This window comes from Planococcus shenhongbingii (assembly GCF_030413635.1).
Lineage (GTDB): Bacteria > Bacillota > Bacilli > Bacillales_A > Planococcaceae > Planococcus > Planococcus shenhongbingii.
In genome coordinates, this window is record NZ_CP129235.1 from 2263818 (window position 1) to 2288493 (window position 24676).

The following is a 24676-nucleotide window of genomic DNA, read 5'->3' on the forward strand; positions in this document are numbered from 1 at the left end:
ATTTGGAATTTGTATTTACTAAAAAATGCCCCTATAAGAAAATCGTGTAAAGAAGAAATCGAAGTGAGGGTTTCCAAGCCCAATCCTCTGAATAAAACACATGGAGTTAAATGCTGTCAATCAATGAGCTGCGTTGTTTGATTTCTTTTATGGAGAGGTACAAGGCATAATTCCCGTAATCAAGAATGGCATTCAAAAAAAGATTTAATTGTTCTTGGGAAGCCACCTTGATCTTCAAATGGTAACAGCCTTCTCCCGACACCCGATGCGCTTCAATCACTTCTTGTCGTCCATTAAGGAAATCGATGAACTGCTCGTGATTGGCAGTTTTCATGTATATAATGACAAATGCGGTATAAGAAAGCCCCAACTTCATGTCGTCCACAATCAAGGAATAAGCTTTGATGACGCCGCTGTCCTCCAGTTTTTTGATGCGATTGCCAACGGCCTGTCCAGTCATATGGATTTGTTCCCCCAAGTCTTTCCATTGAATACGCGAGTTTTCCGACAGCAAGTGAAGGATTTGAAAATCAATATTGTTAAGTTCCATAATGCATTCCTTTCATGGTGAAATGATTTAACGCAAAAATGCTTCATCAGCCTATCGATAAAAACCGGGAACTTGTATATCATTACTTTGTACGAAAAATTTATGAATGAGGTGGAAAAATGAGCACAGCTTTGATCATTGTCGATATTCAAAAAGACTATTTTCCAAACGGAAAGATGGAGTTAAGCAATCCTGAAAGCGCATCTGCCAATGCAGCTAAAGTTCTTGAATGGTTCAGACAAAATCACAAAGAAAATATTTTTCATGTACAGCATATTGCAAGCAACCCCGCAATGGGATTCTTTCTTCCAAACACGGAAGGTGCTGAAATACATGAAGCGGTTCTGCCATTAGAAAACGAAAGCCTCATCATTAAACATTTCGCGAACAGCTTTTTACAAACGGAATTAGAAAGCCAATTAAAAGAAAAAGGAATAACCAAGTTAGTAGTGGTAGGTATGATGACACATATGTGCATTGATGCCACTGTGCGAGCGGCTGTTGATCTGGGATACGAAACGACATTGATCGAAGATGCTTGTGCGACTAGAGAATTGGCTTATCAAGATAAAGTCGTTCCAGCAGAACAGGTTCATTATGCGTTTGTCGGCGCACTTCAAGGTATGTATGCTGAAGTAACATCGACCGAGGATTTCTTGCAACAGAAAACCGCCGTCCTATAAACACGCTGATTTCAATATAAATGGAAACTTGTTTTTCTACAAGTTTCCATTTTTCTTTTTCCCTTTTCTATTCTAATCAAAGAGAGGGCGCAATAAAAAATTAATAAGAGTCCGTAAAATAAACGTTTAAAGACAAAAAGAGAATTGTCCGGTATGAATTAGATGATTACAGATCCTTTATAACACGAAAGCTGTGAAACTAAAAAACGATGACACTGGCACAGTGATAAAATCACCGTGTCGATGCCATCGTATTGGAACAAAAGCTTCAGTGTCCTTTTTTCTTAAAATTGCCCGAAAATTAGGGCTCATTTTAAAAACCATTGTTTTTTAATGTATTATTCAGCCACCGAACGAAGCAATTTAATTAACGGTGCTTTTGTTTCAAAACCGATTCCTGGAACGTCAGGCAAACCAACATACCCATTTTCAACCGGAATATCATCGGCAAATCCACCGAATGGTTCAAAAATTCCGGGATAAGATTCATTCCCTCCTAAACCCAATCCCGCTGCAATATTCAGCGACAATTGATGCCCGCCATGCGGAATGCAGCGGCGTGAAGACCACCCATGTTCCTTTAACATGTCCAATATTCTCATATACTCCACAAGTCCATAACTCAATGCACAGTCAAATTGCAGATAATCCCGATCCGGCCTCATTCCTCCATAGCGAATGAGATTGCGAGCATCCTGCATGGAAAACAAATTTTCCCCAGTTGCCATCGGGTTTTTATAATGCTTGGAAAGCTCCGCTTGAAGCTCATAATCCAACGGATCTCCTACTTCCTCATACCAAAACAAATTATAGGGCTCCAGCTTTTCTGCATATCTAATCGCTGTCTCCAAATCAAATCGGCCGTTTACGTCCACCGCCAGAGATTGGCCAGATGGCACTACTTCCAGAACGGCTTCGATTCTTCGAAGATCTTCTTCTAAACCGTTCCCGATTTTCATTTTCACAACTGAATACCCTAGGTTCAGATAGCCTCTCATTTCTTCTTGAAGCATTTTATCGTCTTTTCCTGGCTGATAATAGCCGCCTGCCGCGTATACAAATACTTTATCGTCCGGCTTTCCATCCCCGTAGCGTTCGGCCAGCAGTTGATAAAGAGGCTTCTCTTCTATTTTTGCAACAGCATCCCAAACGGCCATATCAAGAGTTCCTACCGCAACCGACCTTTCCCCGTGGCCGCCTGGTTTTTCACCCGTCATTAAAATATCCCAAATCTTATGCGGATCAAAATTTGATCCCTCATCATTTAGAATATCATTTGTTTCCGCTTCTAATAAACGAGGGATAAATCGTTCGTGAAGCAGCCCACTTGGAGCATACCGCCCATTTGAATTGAACCCATATCCTACCACCCGTTTGCCGTTTTTAAACACATCCGTGACGATTGCTACGACAGAAACATTCATTTTTGAGAAATCAATATAAGCATTGCTGATACTCGATTTAATAGGTACTGCTTTTTCTTTGATATCAATTATTTTCATCTTAAAACCTCCCATTTCGTATATTTCATTTGTCTACAGCATAATTAATAAATTTATTAATGTCAATATAAAGCTTTTAATTAATTAAAATAACATAAATAGCTCAATAATAAATTTTTTAAATTTCTCTGCATATAAAAAAGACGCTTCTTGTTAAGAAACGTCTTACACTATTTTTTCATCTTATTCGTTGGCTTGCTTTCGATAATCCCTAAGATTTCTTGTCCTCCTCGATGCCTGTGGGAATGCATCAGGAGTTGGGCTGCTTTGCTATCTTGGGCTCGCATGGCAGCTACTATTGCCCGATGTTCCTTAATGGACCGAACAGGAAGCTTTCGCTCATTAATGGTAAACAACCTAGCCCGATACAATTGATCAGAATGACTATCCATTATATTTTTCAGCCGTTCATTCTGGGAGTACTCAACGATTAAATTATGAAATTGATTATCGACATCCAAATAAGCCTTTAAATTATTTTCATTCAGATGATTTTCTTGACTCGCAATAAGGGCATCCAGAATTTCGAGATGCTCTTCGTCAATATTTAATGTGGCTAACTCAGCTGCGACTCCATCAAGCGCTTCAGCAATTTGACAAATTTGCTCAATATTTTCTTTTATGATGGGTTCAACACTAAACCCTTTTCGAGGAATTAACCTAATCCAGCGATCCATCTCCAATCGAATTAAGGCTTCGCGAACAGGGGTACGGCTCATTTCCAACATTTCGATAATTTCACGTTCTAAAAAAGACTCATTAGGTTGAAGCTGTAGATTCAGGATCGCTTTTTGAATAATTATATAAGCCTGTTGCGGCAAACGATCCTCATTTGCTTCTTCTTTATATCGCAATAAGGTTTTCTTTAAAACAGTGTTATCGCTGCTTCGTTTATCTTTTTCTTTCATGGGATTCACCAAATTTCAATTTATTAAAGTCGCCGATATTAAATGAATTATATCAGATTTCAACCTAAATGAGCGCGGTTTTACATGTAACTCCTATACTGTAATATAACGCTTTATTAAAAAAAATTTTGGAGGTGAAATCTTCTCTAGCATCAAAGAGTGAACTTCCACTGCAACTATTTCTGCAAGTTCTCCGACGGCATTTCTTCGTTGGATTGAACGTTACAGACTTCTAGAACTGCAAAACCATTCGTAACATACGCTATTGCACACAAAAAGAGAGAAGATAAGCTTTGATCAGCCTCTTCCCTCCCTTCTATTTGTGCAGCTTCTGATAAATCCTTATATGTAAACTTGTCTCCGCTTGAAATACCGATTTTTTAATTTTACGGAACAGCTTCTTGAATGTACTATTTTTTCTAGCAAACTTACTTTCTCTTATTACGCTTCAAACTCCATTTCATGTCCTTAATTTTTCCCAAGGACTGGATCGGTTGCACGTCTTTGATTTCATCCTGCTTATTTCGCATGGTTTGCACCTCTTTCAAGACTTCTTATTGATCAAAGGGCAGGCGTGGGTCTTCGTCTTGGTAAATGGAATACATGGTTCCAGCGCTTTCCATGGCCGAACATGCCGTATCTGTACAAGCGAAAATATGGGTTTGTTTATCCGTATAAACATTTACGCCGAAGTAGTAGGGGAACGCGCCTCCTTTTGATTTCTCTATCCATGGGTCGATCGCAATAACAGTTTCCCGAGCTGCAATCCCTTGGTAATCGGCACTTCCCACTGTTTTTTGCACCATTTCGCTTAATGCGATTTCTTCTTCCTCTGTAGGTTGAAATAACAGCCAATCCCCCAACAGAAATAAATTAATGGCTAAACTGACAATTAATAATCCGATCAAAAGCTTCTTTTTCATCGTCATGCTCCCTTTTTGACCTTAAATGGCGACAAGTATTTTTCTTGAGCATACATTTTTTTGAGGTGATTTGTCTTTATAAATTTATATTCCTTGTGTAAGAAATTATCAAAAGGAATGCAATAAAAAGAAAAAGTCATCGACAAGAAAAATCGAGCCCAGTAAAATCAACCTTTTGAATGCATCATTTTTTCTAATAAATTCATTTCTTTTAATTTTTGATAGAAGTCAATGGTGCCGGGCTCTTGAATGTAACTTACTTGCTAATAAGTTACATTCGTTGAAGTAGAAAATTTCTTGGAAGCCAGCTGGCAACCTTAGAAACGTTCCCCTTTTTTTCCGAGTAAAACAGCTAATACTACAAAGATATAAGGGTAGGTCAGAAGCGTCAATTCGAGAAATCCATACCCAAATAACATCGCTGTCGATTCTTCATCCGAATAATAACCAGCGCCAACCATATAAGTTCCAAGTAAAAAATAACTGCCGATTGATAAAATAATGAAAATAAGTCCAATTATATTTAATTTGAATTTGAAGAGCGTATAAAGCAAAACAGGTATATAGATTAGCCCTAATATAAGCAAAAATCCGAAAATATATAACGGTTCAAAGACATCCATTTTCTTTTCCTCCTTTCCAGCAAACTAGGTTTCTCAGTGGTTTCTAGCAGCCACAAAAACCCCTGCCATTGATATTAATAACAACGACTGGGGCTTACAAAAGTTTCCATTCAAAGAGAATTGATTAATAAAATGATTCTACTTTACTGGCAGTTTTGAATGTAACTTAATTCACATTATGTTACATTCAAATCCATTAATAGAGCCTTAAAAATCTCTGTTCTTAAAAAACCTTTTAATCTTTAAGGTTAATCTTTTATATTTTTAAAACCATTTCTATTGTTTTCAGTATGTGTCCATCGAAATTATCATCAAACTCTCTAACAGCTTCAAATGCTTTTGCTTCGTAAAATTTTACCCCTGACAGATTTTCCTTTTCAACCTCCACAAAAATTTCTTTCACTCCATCTAATTCTTTGATGCCTTGCTCTAACAATGCTGAACCTATTCCTAGCCCTTGATATTCAGGATAAATATAGATAGCAGCTAACCCGACTATTCCATCGTCATTTACTCGAGAAAAATTAGCGAAACCAACAACTTTTTCAGAAATATTGGCTACAAGAACAATCGATTTCTCCATACGTTGCTGCATTCTATTGTCATTGTATGCAGAACTTAAAAAGTTCTCTTGAACATCTAAAGGAATTATCCCTTCGTAAGTAGAATTCCAAGTTTTTTTTGCAATATCTTGTACTTGTTTAATATCTCCTTCTTGCATTCTTCGAACTAAAAATTCCACAAATATCCCTCTTTTCAATTCCTTTTTGTGAATCCTATGTTCTTTATGTCCATATTTCTGAATGTAACTTAACTGCACTTTTGTTACATTCGATCCTTCAAAGCATCGGCTGTCTTTGCATTGATACTTCTACTTCATTGATCGAGATAAGGAGATTGAAAACTTTCCACATACAAACCTTCGATTCTTTTTAGTTCTTCTATAATCTCATCTGTCAGGCTTTCTCCCACAAAATACATATAGTAATCGTAGCCAAAATGGACCTCAAACTGATTTTTGGCAACCAGTCTCCCCCAGACCACTCCTCTGAGAATCATCTTAATTAACTCCCTAACCAAACTGATGGGAATGGTCTTGCCTTCGGACAAGTTTAATGCGGTTTCATGTGAATAGTTTTCCAGGTCCACCAGCTTCAGATGATTGACCCCAGTTTTTTTTATGAGCACTTCCACAGCTTGGATGTATTTTTCTTCGGTCACCAGGTATTGCTCCATCGTGAAAATCTGGCCTTGGTACAACTTTCCGACATCGGACATGCCAATCCATTCCTCCACTAAGGTGTAGTGGCCATTCGCATCCCGTTTTTGCGGATTGTACTTGGTGACACGCACAGAGTTCATCCTCAATCTTCCCTCCCATTCTTGTTAAGTGCAGCCGCAGCCTTTACCTGGAATAGCTGAATATCGCCCAAGGCAGCCAAAAGTATTCCTCCGATTCGTCGTTGCTGTATTTTGCGTAGCGCATCGCTTCTTCCAACGAAGGGATGAGCCCATGCTCATTCAGCTTGAAATCAAAGTGCTCGTCATACTCCCTTTCCTGTCCATTAAACAGATAGGTAATAAATGCGCCATACTCGAACGCTAATAGTTCATACCCCAGCAATGTGGCACCTGTTTTTTCCACTTCGATGCCGTTGAGCAGCAGCTTCTCGAAGCCGTACCGCTCTTTGTCCGGCTTCACCAGCGTCCCTTCATAGGTGAGAAAGTATTGGACCAGCTCTTCCGGCAACCCGATGCCGACCAGCAGAGGCTCCGGCACATGCGTGAGAAATCGTGCGCAGAAATCCCGGGCGGTGGCCAGCGTCATAAACACTTGGGAATAGGTGAACAGCCCTTCGGCAAACCTATCCTCGACCCATTTTTCGATCGCCGCATAGTCCGTTTCCGGCAATCCCAATTGCCGCGCATACCTTCGTTTTCCGGCAACGGAAACATTATAGGTCACAAACACCGTATCCGGATGGAACTTGCAGAAGTACTCACTTAACGACAGGATAATTGGCGGGACGAGGGTCTCATCCATACCTTCAGGCCGTGGGCAGGGGTCAATGATGTAATAGCCGCCCGATACATGCTTCATATCCTTCCTCCTTTCCAATCGGTTCCATTGCTTAGGACCAGGTCGCTCCATCCTCACGGTTCTTCGAAACCGGTAAGTGGGTGGAAGTCCGGGGCGTCCAGGTTTTATTATTGCATGAAAAGGCCATTCGCCTTCTTTTCCTAAATATACCAGGGAACAAACTCAAGAACCAGAACATTCGACTAATGAACTTTCCGCAACCAGCAGAGACCAGAGAAAAGGAAGAGCTGCGCTGATCGTACTGCACAGCTCTTCCTTTTTCGACTTCACCCCATGTCCAAATGGTGGGGCTTCTGATAAGTCGGGATATGTAAACTTAGTGATCAACTAAAAAGAACCGATATATGACATAATTAAAAAAAGAATAAAAGGAGCAGGTTAAATCTGCACCTTTTACTGTCTTAAACTATATATTTAGATTATGCCTTCTGAAATTTGATAAAAAAGTACGTAAGTTAAATAGCCTCCTAAAAAAATTCCTCCAAGAAGCAAAAAAAGTTTAATTATCCAATAATTCACAAGTGGAGGGAGGAATAAGGTATTTTTAAAAACCCTGTACTTCTCCGTTTCTACGAACTCTTTCTTTTTCAAGACAAAGATTGCGAATAAAGCACAAGAAAAGCACATAAGTATAACAGCGATAAAGCCAATTATTTCTCCTGCCATATTTTTTCTCCTTTCTATTACCTATAGTTAGTCTCACAATGCAGTCTTAATCTGAGCTAATCTGAGCTTTAATAACTTTATACATCATTTCCATTCCACCTTCGGTAGGGATTCAAGTAGTCATGCTGCTTTCTGGCTTCCTGTTCACCAAAGGCATTAGCCAGATCATATAGAAGGGGCCTTAATGAGAAGGATGCTTTCCTCAAACATTTTATGGTCATCGGTGGAATTTTCATTCCTCATTTCTGGATCTGGCTCTTCTGAAATGAGGCATTCATACAAGGTCTTGACGGCATACCAGTCCCAGTCCTTGGTCGTTTTTTTCCAAAGCCTTTTTTTTCATCGTCCCCCTCCTCGAAAACTAGGTTGTCTTATAAAAGTTATATAAATAGTTGCAAGGGTCTAACCGTGAAGATAATTTCATTGCGGATGTCCATAACTTAACTTAAGGATCTTTTCTAAAGGAAGTTTAGAAGTAGATTCGATAGAAGCACTGGAATATCCTTCCTAACTGGATTAGTTAACGGGTTCTTGAACTGGTGGCTTCTGGTTATTGTGAGATTTCATTTTGTATGAATAAGCTTAGTCTACTAATGAAGCGTTCGTAAAAGTACACTTATCCAATCCAAAAGAAGAGAAAAGCTCATCTGGCTTCTTCCCTTCTGGTAAATCGTAATATGTAAACTAGTTTAAAATTATAGACTAGCATATTGACTACACTCTTAAAGTATAATTAGTTAAAAATAAAACCCCAATTAGAATGTTTTTGGAGGGATAGTCAAATTGAATGAAACATATGATTTTAAAGTTGATTGGTGCAAGATTTGTGGTCAAGGTTGGGTAACCATCGTAAAAGATAAAGTTACAAATCAATTTACTGTAATGTGTGCAGAGTGCGAAAACGAGTGGGACCATCCGCTGCATGCTCAATCTAATATAAAGACTAAAGAGGTCAGTGAAGAGCATTTGGTAGTGAATCCTTCAAAAGAAGAGATTCAGGAAAATGGATGGGATGTATATATTATTAGAGAATGATAGCGCTGAACTTCCTTTGATAGTTTACTTTCTCTAGTTCCTGTTCAAAGTCTTTAAAACAAAGCTATTGAACGTAACATAGTTAGCAATAAGTTACAGTCAATCTTCGTCAAAATCTTCTAGTTCTTCCTGAGCGATGATAATAAAATCTTTTAAAGTAGGAGCTAGCTGTTCCGTTTCATCTGTTTCATGAAGCCATAAAAAAATTGGATCATCTGCTTTTCCACCTTCTACTTTCAGGCACAAGTAATCGCCAGTCCCATTCCCAGCGATCGCAATAAGATCTTCAGAAATTACATCAGTTAAAACTTCCTTGTTTTGTCTGACTACATCGTCCCATGTCTTTTTTAGATTCTTAGAATCTTTGATGGGGAATAAACTCCATTCCCCTACCTCGGGACCGTTAGCCAATTTAAACAATTGAACATACTGATCCGGGAAACATACGTTTAACTTTTGTTCCGTTTCTCTTATTGCTGCCTCCTCTACACCCTTTTTATTTGTCTCCAACAGCTTGATAATCTCTTGCATAATTTAACCCCCGTTTTTAATCTAGCTGCCAATCTGAATGTAACTTACTTGCTAATAAGTTACATTCAAACTGGAATAAAACCAAGTGCTGCTAATACCGTAAATATTTTCAGGATTCAAGGTCACTACTCATTAGATCAAGCGCATAATCTTCCGATATGCAGTGCGTGACTTTTCGAGGTGTATTGTATTTTTCATTCTTCGTGAATACAGTAAGACCGACCTCCTGTACATCAATAAATGTTTCGACCTTTCCAAAATCGAGGTTTCTAAATTCCGTAGGTCCCCCCCATTTCTTGGTTGGAACTAAATCCGCTTCAGAAAGGCCTTCCCCAAAGAAAATAAAGATTCTCATTCCATTTGAAGCCAATTCAACCGTGCTTTCGCAAATTACTGCTAAGATGTCAACTGAATCAATTTTGACAATAAAACCATCAGAATCAAATCTATAGAAAGGCATATTCCTTTCCATAATAATCTTTTCTACGTGCTCAAGCATCACAAAGTCCAACGCAAAAAAAACAGGAAAGGCGAACATATTCTGGGCCAACGTAAAAAGGAAATCAGGTTCCATGTCCCTAATTCCTACTTCAACTGATTGAAATATATCTTTTGGAAGGGAAAAATCATTTAATATACTAGGGTCGGGATGTTGGACAAAATATTGTTTTTTCAATTCCTTACCTCCTACTTAGACTTATAAGTGAATGTAACTTAATTAGTAATAAGTTACATTCGTTTTTCATATTCCCAAATGGTAAAGATAGAGGTTCTCTTCTTCCAATCTCTCAATCATAGACAGCAGCCTTTTCAATAATTCGAGCACATCATTTCTAGAAAATACTAGACGTTCACGTCCGCCTAACATTTTTTTGTTGGAAGAATGCACGAATTCCCCAGTCAGTTCCAGCTTTTCAGGGGAATTCGTAAATAAAGAGTGCCATGCCTTAATGATGTTTTTCATAGTTGCTGCTGACGTTTGATCAAAAAGGGTCACCCCATAATAATTTATTCCTATGCCTTCTTTCGTCATCGATATCGCTGGATTTTTACACGGAATCCAGTTCAAAGAATCGGCTATGTATTGAATCAAATCGTCTGGTATATCTATAGAGTCAATAATGTCTATATTTTGTTCATTGCGCTTCATCAACTCTGAATAAGCCACTGTATTGGGCACTAAGAAAAATTCATGTTCTAGGCTCATCTTTCGTCCCTTCTAAGCTTTCAGTTTCTCGGTTTTTGAATGTAACTTAATTCACAATAAGTTACATTCATATTAAGGTAAAAAAGCAGAACATAAATTTTTAACGATTTCCCCATATTTCTAAAGCAAATGGGTAGCATTTCTCAACTGCAAAATATTCTTCGAATTCCTGACCAAAAAAGTATATAAATATTTGTCGGATTCCCAATGTAAGTTCTTCGGTAGATTGCATATAATTTAAAGTTTTTAAAACTTCTTTTATTTCAAGGGAATATGCATCATGTGGCTCTCCCATATCCAGTAAACCCATAGGATCCCATTCGTTAATTACTCTTTTAATTAAATGATACTCGTCCACACCTATCCCTCCTTTATATTTGAGTATTTACAATGTCGTCCGAATGTAACTTAACTGCACATAAGTTACATTCAAAACCTAGTCTTTGTTGGTTATTTTCCGTCTAACTCAGCTACCCATCCTTTAAACCAATCGGGAGGTAATTCTAACTTGGAGAGGTCCATCTTCATTAGCTTTTCATGAGAATAAAACTCATACCAATGCAATTCCCATTGACACTCAATATCTCTTGCAATAACAAAAGCTAATTCGTCTTGCTCATCTAAATCTTCATCTTCCCAAGCCAGCGTTAAATTATCGCACCACATGCAAAAATCAACTTGAGGAAATAAATTTTCTCTCTTGCAAACTGCATTTAAAAGAGTCTTAAGATTTTCATAGGAATAGGGAAGATTAATGCTGGTCTTATTCCAATTCCATTCCATACTGAACACCCCTGCCATTTATTTGTTCCAGGTCCTGACCCATAGGTTTCGTGTATCTTTTTTAGGCGTTACCGTTTTAGGTTCGCTTTCTTCCGGCTGTGAGGGCGATTCTGGCGCCTCTAACTCGGGTTCGTTCGGTACTGGTGCAAGTAATTGCTTCTGTTGCGCTTCCATCCGATCGATTTTCTGCTGCATTTCCTCCAAAACTTCCACAAACATGATATCCCGTTCTTTTTGACGCTCTTCTTGTTACTGTAGCTGAATTCTCAGCTGTTTGACTTCTTCTAGCGTAGCAACTGCTATGTCGTCGCTACCGCGCTTGCGTGGCGCTACAGAGACATTCTTTTTCAAAGCCACAGATGCCTCTACAACAGCCTCTTCAAGCGATTTTTTACCACTATGTACTGCGGCTATGATGCCTTTAATCGCTATGTATTCGCTATCCGTATAAAGTCGGGCGTTTTATCACACTGAATCTTTGAGCGCGCAATTTCACCGATTATGCGCCGAACCAGAAATGGGTGACGGATATCTCACCTATATCCAATACGGGAGCTCGTCGATGTACCTGTCGACGATCATGGACTTGTTCAACAACGAAATTGTCGCGTACAAGATGTACAATCACCAGCAGACGCCGCTGGTCACCGATACGTTGAAAGAAGCGCTGGCGTTGCGGGAGAACCCTGAAGGGGTCATCGTCCATTCTGACCAAGGGGGTGTGTATACCGCGTACCAGGAATTGGTCAAGAAGAGCCACTTGGTCAGCAGCATGTCGCGGCGCGACAACTGCTGGGACAATGCGGTCATCTAATCGTTCCATTCCAATATCAAATCGGAGGAATTCCAGTACGTCAAATTCAATTCGATGCACAATATCCAAGTCGTGGAGAAAGTGAATGTATACATACGTTACTACAACGAAGACCGGATCCTAGAAAAATTAGGCTACCTGACGCCCCAAGAATTTGGGGCGCAAGCAGCCTAAAGAGGTGTTTTATATGTGTCTCAAATCGCTATGTCAGTCTATATGCCAAGCTTTCTTTTTTTAAAACTTTAACTTTAAACACCTTACTGGTTTTCACTTTGAAGGTCTAGCCCTGTCGCTTGTCGTGATTCTTCATAGTTGCCTTCCACCCGCTTAATATCCTTGCGGATCAATAAGGAAATCACGAAAGCGATGGAGATTAACACGGTGAACACATAGAAAACCGGAATGTAGCTGTCGGTCCGTTCGCGAATTTGGGACACAATGGCAGGTCCGATAATGCCCCCCATTGACCATGTTGTCAATAGCAGGCCATGGATGGCACCGAGCTGTTTCGTGCCGAATAAGTCTCCGACAAAAGCCGGCAAATTCGAAAATCCGCCGCCGTAACAGCTGACAATGATTAAAATAAAGGCCTGAAACACCAAGATGTTGGTGATATTCGGCAGCAAGATGAACGCGATCAGTTGCAGGACGAAAAACGTCGTGAATACAGCAGGACGGCCGATGTAATCGGAAATAGCTGCCCAACCGAGGCGGCCTCCGCCATTGAAAATCCCCATGATGCCCACTAAAGTTGCAGCACCTGCCGCTGTTAAGCCGGCCAGTTCTTGGGACATTGGAGAAGCGACTGAAATGATCATGATGCCGGCACTGACATTGATCAGCATCATCGACCAAACCATCCAGAAACGGCGTGTCTTAACGGCTTCTTTTGCCGTCAATTGCGCCAAATCTTTTTTCATGACTTTTTTGCCGGAATCGATAGCTTGCTGCATCCCTTTTGGCATCCAGCCTTCAGGCGGCGGTGCAATATAGGCGGCGCCGAGAATAATCAGGATAAAGTAACTGACTCCTAAAATATAGAACGTGTTGCTGACGCCGACTGAATTCATCAAGCTGGCTGCCACAGGTGCAGTAATTAATGCGCCTGCGCCAAAGCCCATGACGGCCATGCCTGTTGCCATTCCTCGGCGGTCAGGGAACCACTTGATTAGCGTAGAAATGGGTGCAATGTAACCGACACCCAGACCCATGCCGCTCAACAAACCATATGTTAGAAGAAAAAGGACAAGCGAGTCGATTTGAACTGCGAATCCGGCTCCCGCCTGTCCAAAGCCAAACAGAAGCGCCGCCAGAATCGCGGATTTTCTTGGGCCTTTCTTTTCGACAAATCCACCAAAAAATGCAGCTGACAGACCGCCAAGCGCCATCATGATAGTAAATGCATATGTAATTTCTTTTGGAGACCAGCCCATTTCTTCGCTGATTGGCGTTGTATAAACGCTATAAGCATAAGCAGCTCCGATTGATAATTGAATGGCAATGGCTGCCAGCGCGATCAGCCACCTGTTTTTCGAACCTTTCATATATAGACCTCCTTCTTATATAGTGAATCTGCCTCGCTAAATTTGAAGCGATTCTAAGATAATACACATAATTTAGAGAAAATACAATCTATTATTCCGAATCAATAGTATTACACAATAATTTTAACTTCTCAATCCCTTGCCGCCCTAAGGCTAGTAAGTCAACAAACAAAATTTTATAATTTTATTTTATTTAGTGTCCGAAACAGTTATTTTCTCTTTCATCCTCTTATATTCTGCTTCGCATGCCGAAAATACGGACTCAGTCATTTAATTGATTGTTGACTGTAATTATTATTTTGAAATAAGACCTTAAAGATTTGTCTGAGTAATTTATACAGTTGACTCCTGGTGTCAAAAAATCTTTTTTTATGGTTGCATGGCGTTATGAGGCCGTTATTTAAATTTCGAATCTTTCCTTTACTGCCCTCTTGGCTTCTTTTACACTGAACTCATCGGGACAACCCGAACACAAAAACCGCATACCGTTTTCTGCACTAGGGGTGCCCATTATAGCTGAGATGCAAGCGCAAGCTTCGATCCCTTATAACTCGATCCAGATAATACTAGCGTGAGGAAGTGCGGCGCATTTCTGAAATGATTCTATCCTGAATTTATTTATAGAACTGGCTGCATCTTCGCGGATGCGGCTTTTTTTGTGCAAATTTTCGAGGAGGAATTGGAATATGGAACCATTGCAATGCGGTATCAGCCCGATTGTCGGATTACGCTTTTCGCTGCACCCGATGACCGGAGAATTTATTCAAGTAATTAAAGGGGCGTTGAACGACACGGATACATCGAATGTCTGGATGCACACCGATGACGTGTCGACGGTCATCCGCGGCAAGCAAATCCACGTTTTCAATGTGGCCAAAGCGATGACGCTGCATGCCGCCAAAACCGGCGAACATGTCGCGTTGAACGGCACATTTCCCATCGGCTGCTCCGGAGATTCGTCAGGCGACGTCTTTTTGGAAAGGGACGATGAGCTGCTGAACACGGATAAGACGAAGCAATACGTCTCTTCGCAGTTTGCGCTGTATCCGATGAACAACCCGGATTACATGGCGGTCATTTACCGCGAAGTCGACCGCGCCAAACAGGAAGGCGTCTTTAATGATTCCATGCATACGCGAGCGGCATCCACGGCGATATCCACGATGTATTTGCTTTTTACGACGAAGCGTTCACAAATGCCCGCTCCGAACAGCACCGCCATCTGGTGATGACGGCGTCGATGAGCATCAACAGTCCTTCCCACGGAGGCGAATAAGTTGCTGAAGTCATGGAAACTGAAAGAAATTGTGTTAATGAGTTTGTTTGCCGTCGTGTTTGGCATCGTCTACTTGTTGTTTATTCACCTCGGCAATATGTGGGCCGGCTTGATCGGGCCGATCGCCTATGAGTGGATGTTCGGCATTTGGTTTATCGTCTCGATCATTTCCATGTACATCATCCGCAAACCGGGAGCAGCCCTTTTCCCGGAAACGATGGCGCCGGCCATTGAAGTCATGCTCGGCCATGCCGGCGGACCGCGGCTCATTTGGAAAGGGCCTATAACTTAGAACAATTGCAAAAGGAAATAACCAACCCTTCTTCCCTGTTCTTTTTTATTTATTTCAATGAAGAAGTGGCTGGCTACTTAAAGCTCAACACCGATGATGCCCAGACTGAAACAATGGACAGCGATTCTCTTGAAGTCGAACGGATTTATCTCAAACAGAGATTCCAAAAACATGGTCTGGGTAAACTTTTGTTAAATGAAGCCTTTAAAATTGCTGACGCACTAGAGAAAAAGAATATTTGGCTCGGCGTCTGGGAAGCCAATGAAAATGCCATCGCATTTTATCAGAAAAAAGGATTTGTCCAGACGGGCTCCCACTCTTTTTTTATGGGCGAAGATGAACAAGTCGATTTGATCATGGTCAAACCACTTCAAATACCAACCGATAGGAGGATCAGCATGTATATTCCGAAATTTTATAAAGTCAGTGATTTTGATGAAATAAGGGAATTTGTTCAAAAGAATTCGTTCGCAACGCTTGTCACGACAAAAAAAGGAAGACCTTTAGCGAGCTACTTGCCCTTGCAATTCACAAGAGAAGACGAGGATTTTTATATTACCGGTCATATGGCATACGGCAATCCGCAGTGGCGAACGTTCGCGGAGTCGGAAGATGTGCTGGTCATGTTCCAGGGGCCGCATGCTTACATCTTCTCTTCCTGGTATGAAAAGGAAAATGTCCCGACATGGAACTACCAAGCTGTCCATCTATATGGGCCCGCCCGTATTTTAGAAGAGGATGAATTGAAACAGGACCTGGCCAAATTATTGGAAAAATACGAGCACCACCGCGACCAGCCGGTTTTGTGGGACACGCTCTCCCCGCTTTGCTGTACAAAGAACTAAAAGGCATTGTTGGATTTAAAATCAAGGTGCAGGAAGTTCAAGCCGCCAACAAATTAAGCCAAAACCGCACTGATGAAGAGTACCGGAATATCATCGAAAAACTTGGCGAAGAAAACGATCCGACCGCACAGCAATTGGCGCAAGTGATGAAGAACAGGCGGTAAGACACCACCAGCTGATTGCTGATTGCTGATTACCTGTTATCTTTGAAGTATTCAACAATATATCGTATAATTCGGGTTAAGTACATATCGTAAATGTCCTCTAGGGTTCCGCAGCTTTGATGCTGGTCCGGACCGAGAGAGGACTCACAGCTTGCTGTGTCACGGTTGGAAGCCATTCCCGTGCTTAACCACCAGCATGCTAAAACTTGTCCTTGATAGATTCCAACAGACATTCCGGCAGTTAATCCATTAATCTAAAAAGGTGTAGTCTTCTCATTAGAAGAAGACTACACCTTTTTAGCAAACTCTATAAACGAAAAAACATCTGCCTTAGGCTTCTATGTAAGAAGAAAAAAGCAGGCGTTTTCCAAAACCTAATTGTAATACAGGTTCTCAGTTGGATATACCGGATCATTGGTAATGTCGATTCCAAGCTTCTTAAAAGTCTGTTCGTTTTCCCTATTCAATATAACCGTGGAATGCGCTTGTGTATCTCTTAAATTTGGAAGTTGCTTATAAGCCAGCTCAGAAGTAGGGTTGGTGACCGCACTGATTGCCAGTGCAATCAGCACTTCATTGGCGCTTAATGTCGGAACTCGGCTGTTCAAATCATCGGTTTTCAACCGTTGAATCGTCTGCAGAATCATCGGTGACAACAAATTAATTTCATCGGCAATATTGGTCAATTTCTTCAACCCATTCAGAATCGCTGCTGCCGAAGCATCCATCAAAGTTGTCGTTCGACCGGTAATCATCTCACCATTTGGCAGTTCTATCGCAATTACGGCTTGTAAATTCGTGCTGCCAATTTGCTCTTGGATCGCTTTCGCATAATTACGGGCTGGCAATACAGGTGGCCGATCCTCTTTCTTTAAGTCAGTCTCTTCCAGAATCACTTGCATGTGGCGTATACTATCTTCATCAGCAAGCCCTTTTTTATAGTCGTTCTCTACGACGAAACTGCGCCGAATGATTTCCTGTTTGGCAGCTTCCTGCACGACCATATCGTCGGTGATGCCCGATTTCAGACGATTAACACCCATATCAGTCGGTGAGCTGTAAACAGACTCTTTGCCGGTAATCCGTTCAATAATCCGTTTGATGACAGGAAACGTCTCAATATCACGATTGTAATTGATCGCTACTTTCCCGTATGCTTCATAGTGATAATTGTCAATCATATTTACATCTTTCAAATCAACGGTAGCCGCTTCATAAGCGATGTTTACCGGGTGCTTTAACGGCAAGTTCCAAACCGGAAAAGTCTCAAACTTGGCATAGCCGACTTTATTCCCCAGTTTATTCTCATGGTACATTTGGTTAAGGCAGGTGGCAAGCTTTCCGCTGGCCGGGCCAGGTGCCGTAACTACCACGATTGGCTTTGTCGTTTTGATATAGGGATTCGTCGCAAATCCCTCTTCCCCAAGGACCGCGTCCACGTTTGTCGGATAACCTTCGATTTCGCGGTGAATACAGACGCTAATTCCACTTCTCTCAAGCTTTGTCATAAATACTTTGACTGTTGGTTGTCCCTGATAACGAGTGATCAAGACACTGTTGACAGAAATGCCATATGCCCGATATTCATCGATTAAGCGCAAAACATCTTGATCATAAGTGATGCCGTAATCTTCACGGACTTTGTTTCGTTCGATGTCTCCAGCATACACACAAATGATGATTTCCGCATTTTCTTTCAGCGTATGCAATAGTTTGATTTTGGCATCTTCATCAAATCCAGGCAATACACGCTTGGCGTGTTTGTCGCCTATTAATTTTCCACCAAATTCCAAGTAAAGTTTATCATACTGCTGCACCCGTTCTAAGATGTAGGCAGATTGTTCTTGCAAATATTTCTCCGAATCAAATCCAATTTTTTTCATTTATTTTCCGTCCCGCCTTCTATAACTTTAAGCTTTCTCTTAAACCGATAGATAAAAACGCTTTAAGAGAAACTACCAACTAAAATGTATCTTTTATCATTATAAAGCTTTGAAAAAAAAAGGAAACTCGGTCCAATCGTTTCATTCATCCGAATCCGCCCTGTTTAACTTTATAATCCGGATTCATTGAAGATAATTTCAATTCTCAATGCTTCAACCTATCAATCAATTCTTCCATTCTTGCCTTCAAATCTTCTTTACTATCCAAATTGTTAGGAGGAGCATCCATTTCATCTGGAAGCCTAATTTTAATTGGCGGGAATCCACCGTCTTTGAATAACTGCTCACCAGCTGGAGTTTTACCTAAAGACTACCCTTTAGTTGATACAGCACAAATTTCCACACTACCGAGCTACTCTTGCGCTACTAAAATAATATAATATGGTTATACATCTGCCCAATGGACCACACATCTTCTCGAGAGTTGTGCCGCAACTGTTCCGGAGAGTATTTGCTAAGCTCATTCTTGAAAATGAAAAGCACTTCTATTCCACTCATTTTTCACTTCCTAATAGAATTTATAAAATTCAAGTATTCAGACTTACATCATTTTTTGATTGTATCATAGATAATTAGGAGACTTCATGAAATCTAATTCTATTATAAGAATACGTTCTTAAAAGCACACCTATATAGACAATAAGAAAAAGCAGTGCCGACAGCACTGCTCTTCCCCTTTTGTATTTTGCTATTAGAATTACTGCTACTTCTGATAATCCTTCATATGTTAACTAACCATTCCTCTAATTACTCGATATTAGGATGTTTTCTCTAACATTTATTTGCATATTACTATGAAATTCAAAGCTCTTACTGGCCATAAATTAATCGTCCCTACCATTCAAATAATCATTGTTGTTCTTTACTTTCCGACTCTTAAAAGCTTATTGTTATACATGTTTTTATCTGCTGTTTTGAAAACTTCTTCAATTTCCAATCCCACATCGTACTTAGTTTCATAACCAAAAGAAACAGAAATACTAATTGAGCCGACTTTTTCTAGTAATGAAATTTCATTGATACGTTTGGTGATATTTTTTGCTTCAGAAGAATCTGTTTTAGGTAATAAAATAACAAACTCATCCCCCCCGATTCTGCAGATAATATCATCGATGCGGCAGCCTCTTTTAATTACTTCTGCCGATTTTTTCAGTAACACATCACCCATGGAATGTCCAAAAGAATCATTGATCAGCTTTAAGCCATTTACATCTCCAATTAGTATAGTCAGAGGCAAATTATTGATTGTATCAAGTCTTATTAACTCTTCTTCATAAAATCTTCTATTATATAAACCTGTTAATTGGTCATGGTAGCTAAGATATAGGATCTCTTCGTTTTGAAAGACAAGTTCTTTATTTGCAATAGTTAACTCTATCGCACGCTTGTCCTTCTCTTCATTCTGAAAGACAAGCTCTTTATTCGCTATAATTAATTCTGCTGCACGATCAGCTTTTTCTTCACTTTGAAAGATAAGTTTTTTATTCGCAATGATTAATTCTGCTGCACGGTCAGCTTTTTCTTCCGTTTGGTAGGCAAGCTCTTTATTTGCAATGATTAATTCCGCTGCACGGTCAGCTTTTTCTTCCGTTTGAAAGATAAGCTCTTTATTTGCAATGATTAACTCTGCTGCACGACTTACTTTTTCTCTAGTTTGAAAGACGAGTTCTTTATTTGCAATGACCAATTCTGCTGCACGCTTATCTTTTTCTTCATTTTGAAAAACAAGCTCTTTGTTTGCGATAACTAATTCTGCTGCGCGCTTATCTTTCTCTTCATTTTGAAAAACAAGCTCCTTGTTTGCGATAACTAACTCTGCTGCACGGTCAGCTTTTTCTTTGGTTTGATAGGCAAGTTCTTTGTTCGCAATGTCTAATTCTGCTGCGCGCTTATCTTTTTCTTCATTTTGAAAAACAAGCTCCTTGTTTGCGATAACTAACTCTGCTGCGCGCTCAGCTTTTTCTTTGGTTTGATAGGCAAGTTCTTTGTTCGCAATGACCAATTCTGCTGCGCGCTTATCTTTCTCTTCATTTTGAAAAACAAGCTCCTTGTTTGCGATAACTAACTCTGCTGCGCGTTTGTCTTTTTCTTCATTTTGAAAGATAAGCTCTTTATTCGCGATGATTAACTCTGCTGCAAGTTCTGCTTTTTCTTCGGTTTGAAAGGCAAGCTCTTTTGTTGCAGTAGTTAATTCTGCTATGCGGTCAGCTTTTTCTTTTTTTTGAAAGTAAAAATCATTTCCCATCTAGTATTCCACTCCATTTTTTACAGTAGTCAAACTTTTCTTCTTTTTAAATGCATTAGTGGAATAATTCACTCAATATAGTGATGTTCTTAACCATCCACAGATCACTTATCTCTTTTTCTCAGAGGATCTTCATCTTTTTTTGTTTAGTTATATCGCTTGCAACAATGATTAAATGTTCAACTTCACCATTTTCTCCGATGACGGGAATAACTTTTGCCTCTAAGTAAATCAATGCTTTATTTTTGTGAATGTAACGATACTGAACAAAATCCGATTTTTTAGTCCCTATGATGTCGTAAAAAGCGCTTTTGACCAACCGTAAATCATCCGGGTATATGAATGAAAATAGTGAAGAACCAATTAATTGTTCTGATAGATTTCCCTTTAAAGTTTTACTAGACGGAGATGCATAAAGAAATACACCATTTTTATCTACCACATTAATGACATCGCTAATATTTTCAGCTATTAACCTGTAATTGTTTTCACTATGCCGCAGGGCTATCTCTGCATGCTTCCGTTGTGTTATGTCGATGCAGGATGCAATGACCTCCACAACCTTCCCCTTTCTAATTATCGAGCGTAAAATTACAAGGTAGTGAATTCCATTTTCCTCACCTTCGTAAGAAATATTTTGCTCTCCTTTCCATGCCAGTCTATAGTTCCGCTCTATATCGATTGCTTTTTCATAAGGGAAAATCTGCGCAAGTTCTTTGCCTATCACCAGTTCTGGAGTTAATCCTAATCGATACAGTAGTTCTCCATCGCATAGGGTATGAATGAAATTCCCATCTTTGTATTTAAATTTAAATATTAGGCCGTCCTGTTGTCGAAAGGTTTCTTGCAATTCTTGCTTAGTCAATATTAGTTCTCTTTCTAACCATAACCGTTGACTTATCTCACTTGTAAGTCCATGACTTCTAATGCTCTTGTGTAAATCAGGAAATTTCAGTTCTAAACTTTTCGCCGGCAAAGGTTTACTTAACAAATAACCTTGAACTTCATCACACAAGTTCTCTTGAAGGAAGTCTAGATGCTCTTTCGTCTCGACACCTTCTGCAATCACTTGAATGCTCAAGTGATTGGCCATTGAAATAATTGTTTTCACAATGGTCGCATTGCTCGGATCAAGGTGGCAGTCACGAATGAAGGACTGATCTATTTTCAGGCGGTCTATGGGAAATTCTTTCAAATAATAAAGGGAACTGTAACCTGTGCCAAAATCATCGATGCTAATTTTTATCCCTATTTTCTTTAATGCATGTAATTTTTTAATGGAACTTTCGACGTCCATTGTCATACTCTCTGTAATTTCGAGGTCAAGATATTTGGCCTCTAAGTTTGTTTCAGATAGTATCCTCTCCACAACTTCAACGATATTTGTTTGTGAAAATTGCCGTGAGGAAAGATTGACTGAGATAACCATTGGAGGAAATCCAGCTAACTGCCACTTTTTATTTTGTGCACACGCCGTTTTCAATACCCATTCCCCAATCGGAATAATGAGCCCCGTTTCTTCAGCAATTGGAATGAATTGCATAGGGGAAACCATTCCTCTTTTTGGATGATTCCATCGAATCAGTGCTTCATTTCCAATATATTCTCCTGTACTTAAATGAAGTTGGGGTTGGTAATGAAGCGTCAGTTGGTCAAGTTCAATTGCTCTGTAGAGTTCCATTTCAAGCTCTAAACCTTCTCGCGTTTTCTCATCCAAGTCAGAAGTATAAAAGTGATAACTGTTATTTCCATGCTTTTTTGCATAATGTAGAGCAGAATTAGCCATTTCCAATAATATTTCAGTAGTATTACTGGTTTTAGAATACATGCTTATGCCTATACTCGGATTGACATACATGTCATGGTGAATATTTTTTAAAGGTTGAGCTATGACTTCTAAAATTATTTTTGCGATTTTTGCGGCTCGTTTAACATTTGTATTTGTTAAGAGAATAACGAATTTATCTTCTTGCCATCGTGTTAAAATACTATCTGCACCTAAAACCATCTTTATTCGTTCGCTAGCAAGAAGAATAATTGAATTGCTCGATTCTTGTCCCATCGAGTCTCTGATATTGTTCATTCGTTCTAATTCTAACAATAAAATAGCAGTTTCATTTTTGTCATGTACCAATTCTTTTAAACGTTTATTTAGAAAATTGCTATTCGGTAATCCAGTTAAGTAGTCTGTATAATTCAAAGGTTGTATGGGTTTCAATTTTTTTCATCCATTAGTAATTCTCCAAGAGTAAGTGCCGATACTTTTTTTAACTTATTTGTAAGAAATAATTTTGCATCAATGTTAAACGCCGTAAATGAAGTAAGTAAGAGAATGATGAGTGAGAATAAAACAAGTAAAACCTGCCAATGTATAACTAATATGTGTTCCATCGTATTTATTTAACTCCTTTAGTAAAGTTATTTACACAGTAAACTTTTTATAAAATTAACACTATTTAACAATTTTATAAATAAAATAGAATGCAGAATTAACAATACCACTAATAAAGTCCTAATAAGTTATATATTGAAAAAATGTTTTTAAAAGCCCCAGTTTTCTATTTATCTAAGTGACATCACATAAGGAAAAGCGTTATCTGAAAGTAACGGACTCATCGAGATCAAATCACCGTATTACCATCTTCTATAACATTCCAAAGTTTATTCGGTAAGCATCTATTCCATTAATTTACTTGAGTTCTCCAACAAGATCGAAAAAAAGTGTTACAAGCGCAAGAATAGAATTTATCTATTACACATAAATATTGACGGTCTCAGACAGATACTCACACTCCAAAAGTGTGACTACTTTGAGGGGAGTTTTTCCAATCTCTTTTCCTAGAAGTGATGTACTAACTTGAGCAAACAAAAACCCCAATAATAGGGACTATTTAGCTGTCCTATTATTGGGGTTTTTTCTGTGTTAATGTTTTTTCGGCTCAAATCCTTAAGTATAAACTGTTCGTAAAAGTACACTTATACAGACAGAAGAGGAAGAGCAATGCTAAATCGGCATCGCCCTTCCCCTTTGTATTTTGCTATTTAAATTCCTGCTACTTCTGATAACCCCGTATATGTTAACTCATAACTGCCGCTATTATAATTGAGTAGTTCATTATTTCCTTGTGAAGCATCTGAAAAAAATTAAGTCATTTTTCTTCCCCGATTATTCCCCCCTAGCTTCAATTAGTTCAATTTTTCTTCTTTCTTCTATTTCCCAGCAAGAACATGATCATCCCAAAGGCGACTGCGATGCTAATCCAGATCCACATTGGGATTCCGGCATCTTCTTCTACAACGGCTGTTGGATTAACGACTTCGGCATATTCCGCAACTTCCTCGCTAGAAATCTCAAAAGGTTCTTCCACTTCAATCACCTGGTCTCCGGCATGGCCGTTTGCCACTAAAGTGTAATTGCCGTCTTTAAGTTCTTCATGGTTCCAGGCAAACGGAAAACGGATCTTCGATTTCGGAGCCATATTGAACGTCGTGACAGTACCGCCGAAAAGCTCAGCTCCGGTATTGTCCAAAACCGAATAGGTCCACTCGACATCACCTTGGATCAAATGCGCATCGTTGATCGTTTCCAAATACACTTGCGCAGTAGGCGCAGTAAATCCGGCTTTTCCTGTTGAAAAATCCGGTTCCGCGTTGGTCGGCAGGTTCAATTGGATGGCGAGGGCATAAGTGGTCTCTATTTTCATCACAAAGTTCGCTTCGTCTTTCCCAAGTTCTTTGCCTTCCTCTTCAACGGCTTCTTCCACTTGTGTCACTTGGATGCCGCCAAGGATCGTTTGGGCATCGGTTTCCGGCACCGTCACTTGGATCGGCAAATCCATCGAGTCGTTTGCCGGGATGGTCACCGTTTCTTCTGTTTTCATAGCATCTGCTAGCAGAATGGCATCCTCCAGCAGTATCGTATCTTCCGAATCGACACTTTCATCGTAAAAGATGCCGCCGGCCGGATTCGTATAGGCATTGGCTTTTTCCACCCGGACCGTAATCGGCGTGTCTTCGTTATTTTGGAGCTTCAACTGGGAA

General features: G+C 39.7%; 23 protein-coding genes, 5 pseudogenes and 1 riboswitch. Of the genes and pseudogenes, 8 read left to right on the plus strand and 20 right to left on the minus strand.

Annotated elements, in window-relative coordinates; translation table 11 throughout:
- Nucleotides 1-106: 106 nt before the first annotated feature.
- Nucleotides 107-550 carry an Lrp/AsnC family transcriptional regulator gene (locus QWY16_RS11145; protein WP_300989296.1) on the minus strand — a complete coding sequence of 148 codons (444 nt, stop codon included), beginning with the start codon at nt 548-550 and terminating at the stop codon, nt 107-109.
- Between the two features lie 119 nt (nt 551-669).
- Here QWY16_RS11145 and QWY16_RS11150 point away from each other — a divergent pair, with 119 nt between their 5' ends.
- A complete protein-coding gene (locus QWY16_RS11150) occupies nt 670-1233 on the plus strand; it encodes a cysteine hydrolase family protein (RefSeq protein ID WP_300989297.1) in 564 nt (187 codons plus the stop codon).
- Nucleotides 1234-1571: 338 nt separating this feature from the next.
- Here the strand turns inward: QWY16_RS11150 and QWY16_RS11155 are convergent, their stop codons facing one another.
- The 8 genes from QWY16_RS11155 to QWY16_RS11190 form a co-directional block, all read right to left on the minus strand.
- Nucleotides 1572-2735 (minus strand): mandelate racemase/muconate lactonizing enzyme family protein, encoded by a 1164-nt coding sequence (locus QWY16_RS11155; RefSeq protein ID WP_300989298.1) that lies wholly within the window; start codon nt 2733-2735, stop codon nt 1572-1574.
- Between the two features lie 170 nt (nt 2736-2905).
- Nucleotides 2906-3643, minus strand: a complete 738-nt coding sequence (locus tag QWY16_RS11160; protein ID WP_300989299.1) for a GntR family transcriptional regulator — start codon at nt 3641-3643, stop codon at nt 2906-2908.
- A gap of 554 nt (nt 3644-4197) precedes the next feature.
- Complete coding sequence (locus QWY16_RS11165) at nt 4198-4566, minus strand: hypothetical protein (RefSeq protein ID WP_300989300.1); 369 nt, start codon at nt 4564-4566, stop codon at nt 4198-4200.
- A gap of 317 nt (nt 4567-4883) precedes the next feature.
- Entirely contained in the window at nt 4884-5189 is a 306-nt protein-coding gene (locus QWY16_RS11170; protein WP_300989301.1) for a hypothetical protein, read from the minus strand.
- 256 nt (nt 5190-5445) lie between these two features.
- The gene (locus tag QWY16_RS11175) at nt 5446-5931 is read right to left on the minus strand and encodes a GNAT family N-acetyltransferase (protein ID WP_300989302.1); all 486 of its coding nucleotides are present in this window, start codon (nt 5929-5931) and stop codon (nt 5446-5448) included.
- 134 nt (nt 5932-6065) lie between these two features.
- Nucleotides 6066-6551: a hypothetical protein gene (locus QWY16_RS11180; RefSeq protein WP_300989303.1), complete on the minus strand. Its 486-nt coding sequence runs from the start codon at nt 6549-6551 to the stop codon at nt 6066-6068.
- Between the two features lie 43 nt (nt 6552-6594).
- The gene (locus tag QWY16_RS11185) at nt 6595-7290 is read right to left on the minus strand and encodes a hypothetical protein (protein ID WP_300989304.1); all 696 of its coding nucleotides are present in this window, start codon (nt 7288-7290) and stop codon (nt 6595-6597) included.
- 414 nt (nt 7291-7704) lie between these two features.
- Complete coding sequence (locus QWY16_RS11190; RefSeq protein ID WP_300989305.1) at nt 7705-7956, minus strand: hypothetical protein; 252 nt, start codon at nt 7954-7956, stop codon at nt 7705-7707.
- A gap of 783 nt (nt 7957-8739) precedes the next feature.
- Here QWY16_RS11190 and QWY16_RS11195 point away from each other — a divergent pair.
- A complete protein-coding gene (locus QWY16_RS11195) occupies nt 8740-8991 on the plus strand; it encodes a hypothetical protein (RefSeq protein WP_300989306.1) in 252 nt (83 codons plus the stop codon).
- Between the two features lie 99 nt (nt 8992-9090).
- On the opposite strand, the gene QWY16_RS11200 is transcribed toward QWY16_RS11195, so the two are convergent.
- From QWY16_RS11200 to QWY16_RS11225, 6 genes are all read right to left on the minus strand, one after another.
- Complete coding sequence (locus tag QWY16_RS11200; RefSeq protein WP_300989307.1) at nt 9091-9522, minus strand: SMI1/KNR4 family protein; 432 nt, start codon at nt 9520-9522, stop codon at nt 9091-9093.
- Nucleotides 9523-9631: 109 nt separating this feature from the next.
- Nucleotides 9632-10198 carry a hypothetical protein gene (locus tag QWY16_RS11205; RefSeq protein ID WP_300989308.1) on the minus strand — a complete coding sequence of 189 codons (567 nt, stop codon included), beginning with the start codon at nt 10196-10198 and terminating at the stop codon, nt 9632-9634.
- A 66-nt stretch (nt 10199-10264) separates the two neighbouring features.
- On the minus strand, nt 10265-10729 hold the full coding sequence (locus QWY16_RS11210) for a hypothetical protein (protein ID WP_300989309.1): 465 nt from the start codon (nt 10727-10729) through the stop codon (nt 10265-10267).
- Between the two features lie 100 nt (nt 10730-10829).
- Nucleotides 10830-11087 carry a DUF1871 family protein gene (locus tag QWY16_RS11215; RefSeq protein WP_300989310.1) on the minus strand — a complete coding sequence of 86 codons (258 nt, stop codon included), beginning with the start codon at nt 11085-11087 and terminating at the stop codon, nt 10830-10832.
- A 92-nt stretch (nt 11088-11179) separates the two neighbouring features.
- The gene (locus QWY16_RS11220; protein ID WP_300989311.1) at nt 11180-11512 is read right to left on the minus strand and encodes a hypothetical protein; all 333 of its coding nucleotides are present in this window, start codon (nt 11510-11512) and stop codon (nt 11180-11182) included.
- 18 nt (nt 11513-11530) lie between these two features.
- A complete protein-coding gene (locus QWY16_RS11225; protein ID WP_300989312.1) occupies nt 11531-11731 on the minus strand; it encodes a hypothetical protein in 201 nt (66 codons plus the stop codon).
- A 298-nt stretch (nt 11732-12029) separates the two neighbouring features.
- On the opposite strand from QWY16_RS11225, the gene QWY16_RS11230 reads away from it, so the two are divergent.
- On the plus strand, nt 12030-12326 hold the full coding sequence (locus QWY16_RS11230) for a DDE-type integrase/transposase/recombinase (RefSeq protein WP_300989313.1): 297 nt from the start codon (nt 12030-12032) through the stop codon (nt 12324-12326).
- Between the two features lie 12 nt (nt 12327-12338).
- A pseudogene (locus QWY16_RS19385) lies at nt 12339-12500 on the plus strand (IS3 family transposase); the annotation flags it as partial.
- Between the two features lie 83 nt (nt 12501-12583).
- On the opposite strand, the gene QWY16_RS11235 reads toward QWY16_RS19385, so the two are convergent.
- On the minus strand, nt 12584-13870 hold the full coding sequence (locus QWY16_RS11235; RefSeq protein WP_300989314.1) for an L-lactate MFS transporter: 1287 nt from the start codon (nt 13868-13870) through the stop codon (nt 12584-12586).
- Nucleotides 13871-14359: 489 nt separating this feature from the next.
- Nucleotides 14360-14465, plus strand: a riboswitch (TPP riboswitch).
- Between the two features lie 91 nt (nt 14466-14556).
- On the opposite strand from QWY16_RS11235, the pseudogene QWY16_RS11240 reads away from it, so the two are divergent.
- The 4 pseudogenes from QWY16_RS11240 (at nt 14557) to QWY16_RS11255 (ending at nt 16447) form a co-directional block, all read left to right on the plus strand.
- Nucleotides 14557-15146 (plus strand): annotated as a pseudogene (locus QWY16_RS11240) (YkoF family thiamine/hydroxymethylpyrimidine-binding protein).
- Between the two features lies 1 nt (nt 15147).
- Nucleotides 15148-15432, plus strand: a pseudogene (locus QWY16_RS11245) (ECF transporter S component); the annotation flags it as partial.
- Nucleotides 15417-15809: pseudogene (locus tag QWY16_RS11250) on the plus strand (GNAT family N-acetyltransferase); the annotation flags it as partial. The pseudogenes QWY16_RS11245 and QWY16_RS11250, both read left to right, overlap by 16 nt.
- A gap of 27 nt (nt 15810-15836) precedes the next feature.
- Nucleotides 15837-16447: pseudogene (locus QWY16_RS11255) on the plus strand (FMN-binding negative transcriptional regulator).
- A 374-nt stretch (nt 16448-16821) separates the two neighbouring features.
- On the opposite strand, the gene QWY16_RS11260 reads toward QWY16_RS11255, so the two are convergent.
- From QWY16_RS11260 to QWY16_RS11275, 4 genes are all read right to left on the minus strand, one after another.
- A complete protein-coding gene (locus tag QWY16_RS11260) occupies nt 16822-18330 on the minus strand; it encodes a DUF1846 domain-containing protein (protein ID WP_300989315.1) in 1509 nt (502 codons plus the stop codon).
- Between the two features lie 922 nt (nt 18331-19252).
- Nucleotides 19253-20635 (minus strand): diguanylate cyclase, encoded by a 1383-nt coding sequence (locus QWY16_RS11265; protein WP_300989316.1) that lies wholly within the window; start codon nt 20633-20635, stop codon nt 19253-19255.
- Between the two features lie 121 nt (nt 20636-20756).
- On the minus strand, nt 20757-22853 hold the full coding sequence (locus tag QWY16_RS11270) for an EAL domain-containing protein (protein WP_300989317.1): 2097 nt from the start codon (nt 22851-22853) through the stop codon (nt 20757-20759).
- Nucleotides 22854-23826: 973 nt separating this feature from the next.
- Complete coding sequence (locus tag QWY16_RS11275; protein ID WP_300989318.1) at nt 23827-24669, minus strand: WxL protein peptidoglycan domain-containing protein; 843 nt, start codon at nt 24667-24669, stop codon at nt 23827-23829.
- Between the last annotated feature and the right edge of the window lie 7 nt (nt 24670-24676).

Coding starts and splice junctions, on each gene's coding strand:
- QWY16_RS11260 (WP_300989315.1), bottom strand. CDS start 18,330: ATGAAAAAAATTGGATTTGATTCGGAGAAATATTTGCAAGAACAATCT.
- QWY16_RS11185 (WP_300989304.1), bottom strand. CDS start 7,290: ATGAAGCATGTATCGGGCGGCTATTACATCATTGACCCCTGCCCACGG.
- QWY16_RS11235 (WP_300989314.1), bottom strand. CDS start 13,870: ATGAAAGGTTCGAAAAACAGGTGGCTGATCGCGCTGGCAGCCATTGCC.
- QWY16_RS11225 (WP_300989312.1), bottom strand. CDS start 11,731: ATGTTTGTGGAAGTTTTGGAGGAAATGCAGCAGAAAATCGATCGGATG.
- QWY16_RS11220 (WP_300989311.1), bottom strand. CDS start 11,512: ATGGAATGGAATTGGAATAAGACCAGCATTAATCTTCCCTATTCCTAT.
- QWY16_RS11180 (WP_300989303.1), bottom strand. CDS start 6,551: ATGAACTCTGTGCGTGTCACCAAGTACAATCCGCAAAAACGGGATGCG.
- QWY16_RS11200 (WP_300989307.1), bottom strand. CDS start 9,522: ATGCAAGAGATTATCAAGCTGTTGGAGACAAATAAAAAGGGTGTAGAG.
- QWY16_RS11150 (WP_300989297.1), top strand. CDS start 670: ATGAGCACAGCTTTGATCATTGTCGATATTCAAAAAGACTATTTTCCA.
- QWY16_RS11210 (WP_300989309.1), bottom strand. CDS start 10,729: ATGAGCCTAGAACATGAATTTTTCTTAGTGCCCAATACAGTGGCTTAT.
- QWY16_RS11160 (WP_300989299.1), bottom strand. CDS start 3,643: ATGAAAGAAAAAGATAAACGAAGCAGCGATAACACTGTTTTAAAGAAA.
- QWY16_RS11170 (WP_300989301.1), bottom strand. CDS start 5,189: ATGGATGTCTTTGAACCGTTATATATTTTCGGATTTTTGCTTATATTA.
- QWY16_RS11190 (WP_300989305.1), bottom strand. CDS start 7,956: ATGGCAGGAGAAATAATTGGCTTTATCGCTGTTATACTTATGTGCTTT.
- QWY16_RS11265 (WP_300989316.1), bottom strand. CDS start 20,635: ATGGGAAATGATTTTTACTTTCAAAAAAAAGAAAAAGCTGACCGCATA.
- QWY16_RS11155 (WP_300989298.1), bottom strand. CDS start 2,735: ATGAAAATAATTGATATCAAAGAAAAAGCAGTACCTATTAAATCGAGT.
- QWY16_RS11145 (WP_300989296.1), bottom strand. CDS start 550: ATGGAACTTAACAATATTGATTTTCAAATCCTTCACTTGCTGTCGGAA.
- QWY16_RS11230 (WP_300989313.1), top strand. CDS start 12,030: ATGGGTGACGGATATCTCACCTATATCCAATACGGGAGCTCGTCGATG.
- QWY16_RS11165 (WP_300989300.1), bottom strand. CDS start 4,566: ATGAAAAAGAAGCTTTTGATCGGATTATTAATTGTCAGTTTAGCCATT.